The sequence below is a fragment of the Streptomyces sp. 1114.5 genome (genome assembly GCF_003635085.1).
Classification (GTDB): Bacteria; Actinomycetota; Actinomycetes; order Streptomycetales; family Streptomycetaceae; genus Kitasatospora.
Genome location: NZ_RBXE01000003.1, coordinates 223,677 through 237,900, shown reverse-complemented (window position 1 = coordinate 237,900; position 14,224 = coordinate 223,677). Strand labels below are relative to the sequence as shown.

At 73.2% G+C, this 14,224-nt stretch carries 13 protein-coding genes; 8 read left to right on the top strand and 5 right to left on the bottom strand.

Annotated elements, in window-relative coordinates; genetic code table 11:
• Window positions 1-47 precede the first annotated feature (47 nt).
• Window positions 48-641 (bottom strand): DUF6461 domain-containing protein, encoded by a 594-nt coding sequence (locus BX285_RS32420; protein WP_097240693.1) that lies wholly within the window; start codon window positions 639-641, stop codon window positions 48-50.
• 435 nt (window positions 642-1,076) lie between these two features.
• Between BX285_RS32420 and BX285_RS32415 the strand changes: the two genes are divergently transcribed.
• The 6 genes from BX285_RS32415 to BX285_RS32390 all read left to right on the top strand — a co-directional run bounded on the left by BX285_RS32415 (window position 1,077) and on the right by BX285_RS32390 (window position 6,308).
• On the top strand, window positions 1,077-2,342 hold the full coding sequence (locus BX285_RS32415) for a hypothetical protein (protein WP_097240694.1): 1,266 nt from the start codon (window positions 1,077-1,079) through the stop codon (window positions 2,340-2,342).
• Window positions 2,326-3,096, top strand: coding sequence for an alpha-ketoglutarate-dependent dioxygenase AlkB (locus BX285_RS32410; protein WP_097240695.1), 771 nt, complete (start codon window positions 2,326-2,328; stop codon window positions 3,094-3,096). The genes BX285_RS32415 and BX285_RS32410 overlap by 17 nt, the downstream gene beginning before the upstream one ends.
• A gap of 247 nt (window positions 3,097-3,343) precedes the next feature.
• On the top strand, window positions 3,344-4,351 hold the full coding sequence (locus BX285_RS38835) for a DUF4190 domain-containing protein (RefSeq protein WP_097240696.1): 1,008 nt from the start codon (window positions 3,344-3,346) through the stop codon (window positions 4,349-4,351).
• A 132-nt stretch (window positions 4,352-4,483) separates the two neighbouring features.
• Window positions 4,484-5,302 carry a DUF4389 domain-containing protein gene (locus BX285_RS32400; protein WP_097240697.1) on the top strand — a complete coding sequence of 273 codons (819 nt, stop codon included), beginning with the start codon at window positions 4,484-4,486 and terminating at the stop codon, window positions 5,300-5,302.
• Window positions 5,303-5,323: 21 nt separating this feature from the next.
• Entirely contained in the window at window positions 5,324-5,785 is a 462-nt protein-coding gene (locus tag BX285_RS32395) for a hypothetical protein (RefSeq protein WP_097240698.1), read from the top strand.
• A 151-nt stretch (window positions 5,786-5,936) separates the two neighbouring features.
• Window positions 5,937-6,308: an ASCH domain-containing protein gene (locus tag BX285_RS32390; protein ID WP_121179229.1), complete on the top strand. Its 372-nt coding sequence runs from the start codon at window positions 5,937-5,939 to the stop codon at window positions 6,306-6,308.
• 23 nt (window positions 6,309-6,331) lie between these two features.
• On the opposite strand, the gene BX285_RS32385 is transcribed toward BX285_RS32390, so the two are convergent.
• On the bottom strand, window positions 6,332-8,107 hold the full coding sequence (locus BX285_RS32385; protein ID WP_121179228.1) for a PQQ-binding-like beta-propeller repeat protein: 1,776 nt from the start codon (window positions 8,105-8,107) through the stop codon (window positions 6,332-6,334).
• 91 nt (window positions 8,108-8,198) lie between these two features.
• On the bottom strand, window positions 8,199-8,996 hold the full coding sequence (locus tag BX285_RS32380; protein ID WP_097240883.1) for an NAD(P)-dependent oxidoreductase: 798 nt from the start codon (window positions 8,994-8,996) through the stop codon (window positions 8,199-8,201).
• Window positions 8,997-9,308: 312 nt separating this feature from the next.
• On the opposite strand from BX285_RS32380, the gene BX285_RS32375 reads away from it, so the two are divergent.
• Window positions 9,309-9,695, top strand: coding sequence for a hypothetical protein (locus BX285_RS32375; RefSeq protein WP_097240701.1), 387 nt, complete (start codon window positions 9,309-9,311; stop codon window positions 9,693-9,695).
• A 13-nt stretch (window positions 9,696-9,708) separates the two neighbouring features.
• On the opposite strand, the gene BX285_RS32370 is transcribed toward BX285_RS32375, so the two are convergent.
• Entirely contained in the window at window positions 9,709-10,755 is a 1,047-nt protein-coding gene (locus tag BX285_RS32370) for an alpha/beta hydrolase (protein ID WP_259470977.1), read from the bottom strand.
• A gap of 400 nt (window positions 10,756-11,155) precedes the next feature.
• Between BX285_RS32370 and BX285_RS32365 the strand changes: the two genes are divergently transcribed.
• Entirely contained in the window at window positions 11,156-12,964 is a 1,809-nt protein-coding gene (locus BX285_RS32365) for a sialidase family protein (protein WP_121179227.1), read from the top strand.
• A 54-nt stretch (window positions 12,965-13,018) separates the two neighbouring features.
• On the opposite strand, the gene BX285_RS32360 is transcribed toward BX285_RS32365, so the two are convergent.
• Entirely contained in the window at window positions 13,019-14,155 is a 1,137-nt protein-coding gene (locus BX285_RS32360; RefSeq protein WP_097240704.1) for an NADH:flavin oxidoreductase, read from the bottom strand.
• Window positions 14,156-14,224: the final 69 nt, after the last annotated feature.

The window sequence follows — 14,224 nt, the reverse complement described above, 5'->3', positions numbered from 1 at the left end:
CAGCCACCCGTGTGCATGTGGGCGGAACGAATCACCGGAGCACCCGATCACCTGATCACGAACGCCGGAAGGGCCGCCTCCTCGACATCGCGGGGCAGGCCGAGGCCGAACCGGGCCTCGATCACCGCCAGGGTGGCCCGTTCGGCGTCCTCGCCGTCCTCCCCCTCCGGGCGGGCGGACTCGCCGTCCGGGCGGAGCACGCCGGCCCGGACCAGCTCCTCCAGCAGGAAGTCCGGCTGCGAGCCCCACCGCCACACCTCCTCGCCGAGGCCGAAGGAACAGACGGCCACCCCGTCCCTGGCGTAGGCGAACTGCCGCGGCGGATGGTCCGGCTGAGGGTCCAGCCGGACGGCCTCCACCCCGCCCCGCGAGACCTCGGCCAGCCGCTCCACCCCGCCGGGTATGCCGTACTCCAGGGCGAACGACCACCCCTGGTAGGCCCCGACCCGCACCACGGACTCGTCATCCGTTCCGTCGTCCATGACGACGCCCCACGCCTGCGCCCCCGTCACCGGCGACGGCACGGACCCGGCCACGCCGCCCATCCGCACCGCGAGCTCCCCCGGCGTGACACCACGGGCGAACACGACGCCGAAATACCACTCCTCACCCTCGACCAGCCACCGAAGCCCGTCCCCCATGACTCGGCTCCCTCCCTGCTCCCTGCGCACGCAGGCCACAGTACCCGCGCATCCGGACTGCCGGCCTGGACGTGCGGTGAAGGCGAGCGCGACGTGAAACCTCGCCGCGCCCGATCAGCGAACGGCTTCCCCGACCCGGCGCATGAGAGCGGATCTCAGAGGGCGGGACCAACATGATGTCCGTTTCTCGCTTTCGGTCGGGGCAGGGGGCTGGTCGTGGGCGATGCCGGTACGACCGGCCGTGACGCCGTGACGCCTCCGGCGCCAGTTGCCCGGAGGGGCAGCGGGGCGAGTACAACCTGTTCCGGACCGCGGGACGGCAGTTCCACGAGCACATCCAGTGGCTGACGACGGAGAGCGAGAACCAGAACTACTGAAACCGTCGCCGACAAAACCCCGTTGTCCGCTGTTCGAGCCCCGTGAGAGCATCGCCGAATGGCAGGTACGCACCGTTCGACGGACACGCCGGAGCTGACAGAAGCCCGCATCGAGGATGCGAGCACCATCCTGGTCGCGCCCTCGGCGCTTCAGGACGCCGACGTGGTCCGGGACTTCTTCGGGTCCGTCATCACGCCCGAGGAGCTTGCCTCCGGTTCGCCTTCGCCCGACCTCGCGCAGAAGACCGTCTACCTGTGCGGCGACATCTCCGGGATCGACCGTCGCCGACTGCCGGCGGCTGCCCGGGTGTTCGTCGTCCGGGAGCTCTCGCACGGCTACCGCGAGGACGCCGGCGATCCCTGGACCGTGGTCGACCTCGGCCGGGTTCCGGTCCGGGTGCACGGTGTCGGCGTGTACTACCACCGCTTCTTCGGGCTCGACGGCGATTTCTTCGGACGGATCCGCGCGGAGCACGAGTTCCAGTCCCTGACGGAGTCCACCAAGCCCGGGACGGCCCACCGCAGCGGAATCTACCTGACGCCCGTCACACAGGACGGTGACGAACTGCACTTCCGCCTGCTGCGGTGCTCCACGAACCTCTCGGGGCCGACCGAGAACTTCGGCCCGACCGACACGAGCATCGTCGAGGACCTGAACCGCGAGGCCGCCGCGGTCTTCCGGAACCACGCGCCGCTGAACCACGTCCTCGCCCAGACCTACCACAACACCCGTGCCACGACCGAGCGCAAGCAGTCCAAGGCCAGGATCTCGGCCCACGCCGACAAGACCAAGGACATGCCCGTCAACGGCATCATGGCCTTCTGCACCTTCTACGACGGGCTCGACAGGCTGCAGCCCCTGGCCGGAGACGCCTTCGACCACGGCGTGAAGGGCGTCAGCGGGCTGACCAGGCTCCGGTTCCGTCTCAAGGATTCGGCCGAGGAGATCGAGGGACACGACGGCGGCGTACTCCCCGCGCAGTTCACCGTGACCCTCCACCCCGGCTCCGTGTTCTTCATGCCGCTGTCCACCAACCGCCTCTACACCCACGAGATCCGGCCCTCGGCGCTGGACGCCGAGTTGCTGCCGACCCGGCTGGGGTACGTGGTGCGCTGTTCGAACACCGAAGCCGTGCACAAGGACGGCCGGACGTTCCTCAAGAGCGCCGGAGGGCTGGTGGAGCTGGAGCCGCCCACGCAGGGCGGGATGGACGAGCTGCGCCGGCGGTACGCCGAGGAGAACAGGTCCTCGTCCTTCGTCGACTACGGCGACGAATTCCTCTTCAGCATGAACGCCGGAGACTACGTTGCCCCCCGCGCCTAGGATCTCGGACGAAGTCCGTTCGTACGCCCTGCCGGCCGAAGCGGACATCTTCGCGGAGCTGTCCGCGTCGGTCCACTGGGAGGACGTGGGAAAGGGCCGGCGAGGCGCCGTACTCACCAGGGCCGACGAGTCGGACGGGGTGCCCCTCGTCCGTACCACCACGCGGTACGGCAGCCCGGCCCAGCGTTTCCGGGCGGTCCACGAACGGCTCGCACAGCGGATCCAGGAACACGCGGGGCTCTCGGTCGGCTTCAACAACGCCCTCATCGAGACCTACACGAACGCCTACACCACCATGGGCGCCCATTCCGACCAGGCCCTCGACCTGGCCGACGACTCGTTCATCGCCGTCTTCTCCTGCTACCGGAATCCCGAAGCGGGCCCGCCGAGGAAGCTGATCTTCGAACCGAAGGAGTCCGACGGCGAGAAGTTCGAGATCCCCCTCACCCACCACGGTGTCGTCGCGTTCTCCGTCGACACCAATCGGCGACTGCGGCACAGGATCGTCCTGGACGGGCCCGACCGGGCGGCGGACAACCAGTGGCTGGGCGTGACCTTTCGGACGTCGAAGACCCTGGTTCGCTTTCGCGACGGACAGGCACACCTCCCGCAGGGCGCGCGCCTGGTGTCGGCCGACGACGAGCAGAGCCGCGAGTTCTACCGGCTCCGACGCCGTGAGAACCGGGAAACGGACTTCACCTACCCACCGCTGACGTACACCGTCAGCGAGAGCGATCTGATGCCGCCCGTGTGACGGCCCGCTACCGGCGTGCGTGAGCAGGTCATGGCCGAGGCCGTCGCCCGGCACCTGTATCTTGATCGCGTGCCGGGCCTGTCGGGTTCCCGTCCCGGGGTGTGGGGACGCGTGGAGTCCGGCCCGGCCGTCGGCCTCCCCGCGGGGGCCGGATGCTGTCGCCGGGGGGCGGGAAAGACCTCGACCCAGAGCCGAACAGCCGCTCACCGTCCGTCTGTCGTCTGTCGTCTGTCGTCGAAGGATTCCCATGACCGATTCCGTCCCGCCCGAGAGTCCGCGGCCCGCTGAGGAGCCGTCCGGCAGCGACCCGTGGGCGGCGCCGGCCGGTGCCGCCCCGGCCCTTGCCGCCGCACCGGCTCCCTCGGCCGCTCCCGCCGCCGCCCCCGCCCACGGCGCACCGTACTGGCCGCCGTACCCGGTGGCGGCGCCGGTGCCCCGCAACGGGCTGGGGACCGCGGCCATGGTGCTGGGGATCGTCGGGGTGGTCCTGAGCCTGGCGGTGTTCCTGTTCTGGGTGTCCTGGATACCGGCCCTGCTTGCCCTGGTCTTCGGGGTCATCGGCGTCGGTCATGCGCGCAGGGGCGTGGCGACGAACCGGGGCATGGCGATCGCGGGCGTGGTCCTGGGCATCTCCGGGCTGCTGGTCTCGGTCGGCGCCGGGGTGTTCGTGGTGGCCCGAATCCAGGCGGTGCACGACGAGCGGCGGGCGGAGGCGGACGCCGCCCGGGCCCGTGCCGACGCCGCGATCGAGGCCGCCCGGCAGCGGGCGGTGAAGGAGAAGGAGCTGGCCGACGCCCAGCGGAAGAAGGCCGAGGCCGAGCAGGAGAAGGCGGCCGCGGACGAGCGGGCCCGGCGCCTGCCGTTCGGCCAGTCCTACACGTACGGTGACGGGCTGAAGGTCACGATGGCCGAGCCGGAGCCGTACGTCCCGCGCGGGACCGTCTACGACCTCCCCGAGAACGCCACGATCGTCCAGGTGAAGATCACCGTCGTGAACACCGGCTCCGAGCAGGTCTCGCTCTACGGATCCGGCTCGCCCATCGTCAAGGACGCCAACGGCGCCCCCGTCTTCTCGCTGATCGACGGCAGCGGCCGGATGAAGGTCCTCGCCGGCTCGCTCGCCCCCGGCCAGGAGGCCACCGGCCTGTCCGCCTACGCCCTGCCGGCCGGCGCGGCCGACCGGTTCTCCGTCGAGTTCAGCTACGGCAACGGGCTGCAGCGCAAGAACGTCCTCTGGTCCGGCCCCTCCCACTGATCCGGAACGACGGGCCCGACCCGTCCGGCGCAGCGCGGCGCGCGGGCCGGGCGGGTGGCTGCGATCTTCGGAGGGCACCCGGTGGCGCACACGGCGGCCCGGGCCCGTCGTCCCGAGACCGTGGAGGCCCGGATGTGGCAGGCACCCCCCGCTCCCGTCAGCCGTGAATGGCTCCCGGTGCTGGACATGCCGGCGCCCGGCCCGCAGAACCGCTGGACGGTGCTGCTGCGCGCGCTGTTGCTGATCCCCCAGTTCGTGGTGGTGTGGGTGCTGTCGGTGGTGGCGTTCTTCGTCACGGTCATCGGCTGGTTCGGCGCGCTGGTGCTCGGCCGGCTGCCCGGCTTCGCCGCGGACTACCTGACCGCGTTCGTCCCGTACGAAACCCGCGTCACCGGGTACCTGATGCTCACCGTGGACCGCTACCCGCCGTTCCGCTTCCACGCCCCCGACCACCCGGTGCAGGTCGAGCTGCGGCCGGGGGAGCTGAACCGGCTCGCCGTCCTGTTCCGCATCGTCCTCGTCATCCCGGCCTCGATCGTGCAGGGCCTGGTGTACGCGGGGTGGTGGACGGTCGGCTTCGTCAGCTGGCTCGTGGTGCTGGTCCTCGGCCGGATGCCGCAGCCGCTGTACGAGGCGACGACCGCGATCCTGCGCTACCGGATGCGCTACGCCGCGTACCTGACGATGCTCTCCTCCGCCTACCCCAAGCGCCTGTTCGGCGAGGAGCCGGGCAGCGAGCCGGGCGGCCCGGTGTCGGCCACCCGACCGCTGGTGCTGGGCGGCGCCGGGCGCGGACTGCTCGTCCTCTTCATCCTGCTCGGCGTGGTGTCCTGGGTGACGAGCTCGGTCACCACCTCGGTGAACTCGGACGACGACGACAACGACGACGTCACCAACCCGACCCAGCACGTCGTCGGGCCCCTCGTCCCGGGCCCTGCGGAGCTCGGCTGACGGCTTCGCTACGCTGACCGGGTGACAGACAAGCTGGTGAACCGTTACCGCCAGGCCGTGGAACCGCTCCTGGTGCCGGGCGAGCAGTTGCAGGACGTGGCGACCGTCATTCCGGTGGCGGGGGCCAAGGGCCTGGGGGACGGCGCGGGCGCCAAGATCGGCAACAAGCTGGGGCGCATCGGCGCGGTCTCGGGCGAGACGGGCAGCCTGGCGCACGGCTTCCCCACCGGCGCCGGCACGGCGATCCACAAACTGCTCATGGTCACCGACCGGCGGGTCGCGTTCGTCTCGGCGGCCGACATCCGGCGGGCGGGCGAGGTGCTGTGGCACGTCCCGCGCCACCTGGTCACCCGGATCGAACGCCGCCCGAGGTTCCAGGCGATGGCCCGCTTCCGCCTCCACTTCGCCGACGGCTCGGCCGTCTCGGCCTACACCCTGCGCCGGCGCACCATCGAGTCCCTGGCCGACCGCCTGGGGCGGTAGACACGTGGCCCGTCCGGATGGCCCACTGCTTCGGCCTGGGCCCACTGTCGCTCGCCGACTACGCCCTCACCTTCCACCCGGCCACGGCGCTGCTGGTGAACTGCGCGAGCGTCTGACCACCCTGTCCATCCCGGCGTAGGAAGAGATCCCCATGCCCGAGCAGGACCGCGTCATCCAGATCCGCCGCCCCTACCTCGACCTGATCGCCGACGGCACCAAGACGATCGAAGTCCGCGTCGGCTACCCGAGCATGCGCCGGATCCACCCCGGCCAGGCCCTGGTCTTCGAGTCCGGCGGGGCCCGCTGCCGCACCCAGGTCGTGAAGGTCGCCGAGTACCCGACCTTCGAGGCGATGCTCGACGCCGAGGACAACGAGGCGATCGGCAGCGAGGGCATGGACCGGGCCGAACTCCTCGCCGCCTGCAGCGAGATCTACCCGCCGGAGAAGGAAGCGCTCGGCGTCCTCGCGATCCACCTGCAGCTCGCCCCTGCCACCGAAGGCGATGTCGCGCGCCGACAGTGACCGTGCAGGAGCGCCCGGGGCCATCAGGGGATGCGCTGCCCGCGCTGCCGTAGGGCGGGGCGGCGGCCGGTGAGGGCGTCGAGGGCCAGGACCGTGCCCTTGGCGGTGGTCGCGTACACCACGCCGTCCGCGTGGACGGGGCGGCTGCCGGGGGCGTCGAGGGTGCGGCGCCAGTGCACCGTGCCGGTGGTGGGGTCGAGCCGCAGCAGCACGCGGCGGCGGGGCCCGGTGACCACCCAGGCGTCGGAGCCGCTGACGGTGACGGCGGAAGCCCCGTGGGGGCCGGGCAGGTGCCAGCGGCGCATGCCGGTGGTGCGGTCGAGGGCGTGGACGCCGGTGCCGAAGTCGGCGACGAGGATGAGGTCGTGGGTCACGGCCGGGCTGTGGTCGATCGCGGTGCCGCCGGCCTCGGCGCCCCAGCGCTGCCTGCCGGTGGCCGCGTCGAAGGCGTGGGCCAGGCCGCCGCCGGTGCCGAGGTAGACGGTGCCGTCGGCGACGCTCGGCGCGCACAGGGCGAGGTAGCGTTCGGCATTGTCGTCGTACCAGACCCGCTCGCCGTCCTCCGTCCGGTAGGCGCCCAACTGCCCTTTGACGCCCGTCACATGGACCAGGCCACCGGCCACGGTCGCCGCGGAGCAGGAGCCGTCGGGGAGGTGCTGCTGCCAGCGCGTCCGGCCGGTGCGCGCGTCGGTCGCGGTCAGGGTGCTGGAGCGGACGTGCTGCAGCCGGAACTCCGATGTGGTCACGGTGTAGACCACGCCGTCGGCGACGGTGGGCGCGGCGCAGGTGCCGACGCGGGTGCTCCAGCGCTCGGCGCCGTCGGTGGCGTCGAGCGCGCGCAGCAGGCCGTCCTCGCCGGTGAGGTAGACGGTGTCGCCCGCGACGGCGGGGGTGGTGGTCAGCCGGTCCTGGGCCTGGTGGCGCCAGCGGAGTCGGCCGGTGAGCGCGTCCAGGGCGTAGCAGTGCGGGCCGGCGGCCTGGTAGAGGGTTCCGGCGCGGACGGCGGGGGCGGAGCCGGGGCGTTCGGGCAGGCGGGTGCTCCAGGGGTGGAAGCCGGCGTGGCCGGGGCCGCCGCGGGCCGTGCTCGGGCCGGTGCTGGTGCCGGCGGGTCGGGGCGGCGCGGCAGCGGGTGCGACAGGCTTCCGCGTGAGGGACTGGTCGCCCCAGAGTGCCGGGTCGGCGAGGTCCACCAGCCGGGCCAGGGAACGCAGGACGGCCGGCGGGTTCTCGCCCGCCGCCGCAGGCCCCGGGTTCCCGGCGTAACAGAGCCAGCGGTCGTCCACCCGCCATTCCAGCCAGCGGCGGTCGTCGGCGTACTCCCGGACGGCGGGGGTGAGCAGGCGGGCGGCCAGGCCGGGGTCGGTGGTCTCGACCAGGTGGACGGCGTCGTACTCGGGGTCGCCGCTCTCGTACAGGTGGCGGCCGGGGGTCTCCAGGACGCGGCGGCGCAGCAGCGGCAGCAGGGTGTCGAGGGCCAGCGTGTGGCGGGCGACCGCCACCAGGGGCAGCGGGCAGGGGAGTTCGACCAGGTGAACGGTGCGTATGTCGCCGTCGGGCCCGCCGCCGACCAGGTCGAAGACGGTGACCCGGTGGCCGTCGAGCATGCCGGTGGCCGCGAAGCGGGCGTGGGACGCGGCGTCGCGGCCACCTGCGCCGACGGGCACGGCTTCGTGCCAGCGCGCGGCGAGCTCCGGGCTCTCCTCGTGGAAGTCCCAGCCCTGTTCGGCCGCCAGGAGCTGCCGCTCGGCCCGGCGTCGGCGCAGCCCGGCCTGCCCGGTTCCGATTCCCCAACGAGCCATGTTCCACCTCCGGTTGTGAGATGACGAACCGTATCGTGCGGGTCGGACACGGAGCACCCGCAGTCCATGCCGGTCGGCGGTCAGCGCCCGGTCAGCGCCCGGACTGGGTGAAGCTGCCGCCGAGGTAGCGGAACTCCGGGTCGTCGGCGGGCAGTTCGCCGAACTTGGCGATCAGCTCGGGGGCGTAGGCCTCGGCATCGTCCTGCGGCCGGTAGCCGAGCGCCCGCGCCGACGAGAGGTCCCACCAGGCCCGGGTGTTGGCGGAGATGCCGTAGACCACGGTGTGGCCGCCGGCCACCGGGCCGGTGAGCGCGGCGTGCGCCAGCCGGGCCCAGTCGGCCGGGCTGAGCCAGGTGGAGAGCATCCGGACGCTGCGGGGTTCGGGGGTGAAGGAGCCGATGCGCAGCGAGACCGTCTCGATGCCGTGCCGGTCGGCGTACAGCGAGGCGAGGCTCTCGCCGAAGCACTTGGAGACCCCGTAGTAGGTGTCGGGCCGCGCCGGCGCGTCCACCGGCACGCTGCTGCCGTCGGCGGGCCGCTCGGTGAAGCCGGTCGCGTGGTTGCTGCTGGCGTAGACGACCCGCCGGACACCTGCTGCCCGCGCGGCCTCGTAGAGCCGGTAGGTGCCGTCGATGTTGGCGGCCAGGATGTCGGCGAACGGCGCCTCCCCCGGGATCCCGGCCAGGTGGACCACGGCGTCGACGCCGTCCATCGCCGCGGCCAGCGCCTCGGTGTCCCGCAGGTCGGCGACGACGGCCTCGGGCTCGCCGGGCACCGGGAGGCGGTCGAAGCTGCGCAGCCGGTAGCCGTGGGCGGGCAGCAGCTCCCGCAGGCAGCTGCCCATGCGGCCGGCGGCACCGGTGATCAGGACGTGGCGGGGCTGGTTCACGGTCGGTTGCGTCTCCATGGCTCCTCGGTTCCTCGGTTCCTCGGTTCGTCGCAGGGGGATCGAACGGACGGGTCGAACGTGTGAGTGGATTCGGGTGACGTGCGACGATACCTGATGGGACACCAAGGTCTGCTGTGCCGACCGGAGTTCGCGTCACCGTCCCGCCCCGCCGCCCCCGCCGCTCGCCGTGTGCGGGCGGCTGCCTCTACGCTGGCGCCGGGCGCCGAGCCCAGCACGCACCGACCCCGGGGGGACCGCGTGATACGCGTACGGCAACGCAGCTACACCCTGATTCCGTGGCCGTGGAGAGCCATGTCCTGGGCCCGGGTGCCCGATGGACTCGCCTTCACCCTGTACGAGGTCGTCCAGGCGGGCGGCGTCGAGGTGCCCGCCACCGAGCAGGACGCCGCCCGCTGGCGGACGGCCCACGAGGCCTACCAGGGCCTGCTGCGCCACGCCGAGGAGGAGGTGCGCTACGCCCACGGCGTGCGCTGCAAGCCCGGCTTCATGGTGGACCTCCGCTCGGTGCGGCTGCGCCGCTACGGCCTGCTGCCCTGGCGCAGGGCCCGCTCCCGGCGGCTGTTCGCGGAGTGCGAGGCCTTCATGCGCAGGGCCGAGGCGGCCTACCGGCCGATCCTGGAGGAGATCGAGGCCCTGCTCCCGCAGACTCCCGACCACCCGGCTGACCACCCGGCCTGAAGCCTTGACGAGGTCACCGGTGGAGGACGCGCCGCAGCCAGCGGGTGCGCGCCTCCTGGGCGTCCTGGCTGAGGGCCGCGTCCGGGGCGAGGGTGTCGAAGCCGTGGCAGGCGCCGGGCCACACGTGCAGCTCGGCGTCGCCGCCCGCCCGCCAGATCGCGTCGGCGTAGGCGACGGCCTCGTCCCGAAACGTTTCGGCGGAGCCCACCTCGACGTACGCCGCGGGCAGCCCGGACAGGTCGGTGGCGCGGGCCGGGGCGGCGTACGGCGACAGGTCGGCGGCGCCGTAGCGGTCGCCGAGCAGGGCCTGCCAGGCGGTGGCGTTGGAGGTGCGGTCCCAGGTGTCGTGGCCCGCCAGCTGGTGGCTGGAGAAGGTGTCCCCGCGGTCGTCGAGCATCGGGCTCAGCAGCAGCTGGCCGGCCGGCGCAGGGCCGCCGCGGTCGCGGACCAGCAGGGCCAGGGCCGCGGCGAGCCCGCCGCCGGCGCTCTTGCCGCCGACGACCACGCGCCGCGCGTCCACGCCCAGCGCGTCCGCGTGCTCGAAGACCCAGGAGAGCCCGGCGTAGCAGTCCTCGACGGCCCCGGGGAACCGGGTGCGCGGCGCCAGCCGGTACTCGACGGAGACGACCGCCAGCCCCAGCGGCAGCGCCCAGGTGCGCAGCAGCCGGGGCAGGACGGACCACGCGTTGCCCGTCACCATCCCGCCGCCGTGCAGGTAGTACAGCAGGGGCAGGGGCTCGCGGACCCCGGCGGGCCGGGCACTGACGAGCGTGACCTCGCCGCTGTCGGCCGAGCCCCCGGCATCGCCGTCGCCGACCACGCTCGCTCCGTCGGCCACGCCGTCCGCCCGCGGCACGTGCAGCTCCGTCACCTCGAACCGGCCGCCGTCACGCAGCCGTTCCAGCGTCGGGCGTGGCCGCGCGGCGGCATCCCGCTCCTGCCACGCCGTCAGGCCTTCCGGGGTGAGCACCGCCCGCGCCCGCTCCCCGGCGGCCGCCACGGCGGCCCCCACCTGCGGATCCAGGGGTGGCACGCCCCGCGCCACCGATGCGTCCGGCACCGTCACCAGGACCCCCCCTCGCCGAGGGGCGCCCGGCAGCGCCCCGACCACCCCAGCCTGCCAGCCCCGTCCGCACCGGCCACCGGCGCCCCCCGGACCCCGGCGCTCCAACGCCGACGCCTCCCGTTGGTCCGTACCGCCCGATCGTCCGGTCGGCCGCCCCGGCAGGTCGAGCGGCGTCCCGGCCGGGCGGCGAGGGGCCGACAACGGGCGGCCGCAGGGAAAGCACTCCCCGCGCGCGAGCAAACGGCACGTCAACTTCCCTCCCGTGCACTTGTTGACGTGGCCCCGCCCTCACTACGGTCATCGGGCTTCGATCACCTGATGGCCCGTCACCGCGCCGCGACCCGGGGCCGACACCGCCCCCGAGGCTGTCGCACACCCTCCAGGAGGATCCGCCGTGCGCCTTCGAAGAATCGCCCAGCTGGTCGGCCCGGCCCTGCTCGGCCTCTCCCTCTTCTCCCCTTCCTCCTCCTCGGCCGCCGCCGGTCCGGCGCTGCCGCAGGGCACCCAGAGCGACGACGCCTACGCCGCGAGCCGTGCCGCGAACGCCGTCAGCAACGTGCAGGCCACCTCGGGCGTCCTCAGCTGCTACCGCCCGGAGGTGCCGTACGGCGTCGACAGCGGCCCGGCCGAGGGCTACAGCGGCATGACGCCTTGCCCGGCGTCGGGCCCCACCACCGGTGAGGACCCCGGTACAGCCGGACCGTACCCGAGCCAGGCCGGCAGCAACCCGGGCTACCCGGCGGCGACGCCGATGCTGGTCAAGGGACACTCGGAGTCGGACCTGCGGATCGACCCGACCAACCCCGCCCACCTGATCGGCTCCTCCAAGTGGGTTGCGAGCGCCGAGGGTTACAACCACCTGCTCGGCTTCTTCGAGTCCTTCGACGGCGGGCACAGCTGGCCGGTGCAGGGCCACATCCCCGGCTACGAGGGGTGGACCGACAACACCGACCCGGTCGGCGCCTTCGACAGCTGGGGCAACTACTACTCGCTGCTGCTGCCCTACCAGTTCTCCTACGACCCCGACGGCAGCCACGACTTCGCCCCCGGCGCCGCGCAGGAGCCGAACCCCGCCGTCCCGTCCCAGGTCATCTCGGTCGCGGTCCGCCCGCACGGCGCCACCACCGCCACCCAGTGGGTCAGCACCCACGCCGGGCACCCGGACTACGTGGCGAGCTACGACAGCGTCGGCAACGGTCCCGACAAGCAGTGGATCGCGATCGACACCAACCCCGGCAGCCCGCACCCGAACCGCATCTACGCGATGTGGGTGGACTTCCACAGCAGGACCGCCGTGCCCTACCTCGCGTACGCCGACGCCCGCCCGGACGGCACCCACACCGACTGGTCGACCCCGCAGGTGCTCCCCGAACCGCCCGGCACCCCGCAGGGCGCCACCTACCTGCTGCCCCACGTCGCGCCGGACGGCACGGTGTACACCACGCTCACCAACTCCGACCCGGCGCACCGGTTCTGCTGCGACGCGATCTTCCTGGACGCCTCGCACGACGGCGGCCGGACCTGGTCCACCGTCTCGACGCTGCCGGGCACCATCACCCCGCCCCCGGGCGAGTACGCCAACACCACCTTCCGCGACGGCATCGAGGACACCTTCACCCTCGGCAGCCGGCCGGTGAACGGCCACTACCCGCTGTACGTCGCGTACGAGGACTACGCCACCGGCGTCGTCAACGTCCTGCTGACCGCCTCCTACGACGGCGGCGCCACCTGGAGCGCGCCCGTCCGGGTCAACGACAACACGGCGCCCGTCGACGAGTTCCAGCCCAACCTGACCACCGGCGAGGACGGCACCGTCAGCGTCGCCTTCTACGACCGGCGCCTGGCCTGCCCCGCCGCCGGCACCGCCGAGGCCCGGGCCGCCGGGCTCGCCCTGGACACCGCCAACCCCAAGCACCCCGGCGCGCCCTACGGTGCCGCCGACTACTGCGTGAACACCAGCGCCCAGTTCTACGGCCCGACGCTCGACCCGCTCGGCCACAACATCCGGCTCAGCGCGCACTCCTTCGACCCGCAGCTCGATGCGCCGGTCGAGGGCTCCGACACCTTCATCGGGGACTACTTCGGCAACACGATCGGCGGCGGCACCGCGTACACCACCTCGGTGACCACCTACGACGACGGCACCAACCCGGGCCACCTGCAGCAGCAACAGGTGACGGCGGTCGCGGTGCCGCGCCACTGACCCCCGGGTGCCCGGGCGGGACGGGTGACCCGCCCGGGCACCGGGACGCGCCGGTCAGCTCAGCGTGCGCAGCGCGGCGGCGTCGTACGGGCTCAGGTCGGCGAAACGGCCGGCGAGCACCTTGGCGGCCCACTGCGGGTCCTGGAGCAGGGCGCGGCCGACGGCGACCAGGTCGAACTCGTCGCGCTCCAGCCGGTCGAGCAGGTCGTCGATGCCCTGGACCGGTGCGCCCTCGCCGGCGAAGGCGCGGATGAAGTCGCCGTCGAGGCCGACCGAGCCGACGGTGATGGTGGGGCGGCCGGTGAGCTTCCTGGTCCAGCCGGCCAGGTTGAGGTCCGAGCCGTCGAACTCGGGCACCCAGTAGCGGCGGGTCGAGGCGTGGAAGGCGTCGACGCCGGCCTCGGCGAGCGGGGTGAGGATCGCCTCCAGCTCCTCGGGGGTCTCGGCGAGCCGGGCGTCGTAGTTCTCCGACTTCCACTGCGAGTAGCGGAAGATCACCGGGAACTCGGGCGAGACGGCCTCGCGCACCGCGGCGACGAGCTCGGCCGTGAACTTCGTCCGGGCGACCGGGTCGCCGCCGTAGGCGTCGGTGCGGCGGTTGGTGCCCGCCCACAGGAACTGGTCGAGCAGGTAGCCGTGGGCGCCGTGCAGCTCGACGCCGTCGAAGCCGATCCGCTCGGCGGCCGCGGCGGCCTCGGCGAACGCGCCGATGACGGCGTCCAGGTCGGTGCGGGTCATCGCCCGCCCCGTCCCCTCGGTGCCGTCCAGCCGGATCCCGGACGGGCCGATGGCGGGGGCGTCGGCGTACGGCGGGTCGCCCTGCTTGCGCACCATGCCGATGTGCCACAGCTGCGGCACGATGGTGCCACCCGCCGCGTGGACGTCCTCGGCGACGCGGGCCCACCCGGCCAGCTGCTCCTCGCCGTGGAAGCGCGGGATGCTGTCGCTCTGCCCGGCCGACTCGTGCCCGACGTACGTGCCCTCGGTGACGATCAGGCCGACGCCCGCGGCGGCGCGGCGGGCGTAGTACGAGCGCACGTCCTCGCCGGGCACGCCGCCGGGGGAGAACTGGCGCGTCATCGGCGCCATCACGATCCGGTTGGGCACGGTCAGCCCGTTGATCGTGACGGGCCGGGACAGGATCCCGGCCGCCCGGGATGCGGCGTGGTCGGTGGGCTCGGTGATGGTCATGGGGATCCCTCGCGGATACCGGTGGCGTGCGCCGGAACGAATACGGTTGCCCCTGCCAACCACCTCGAC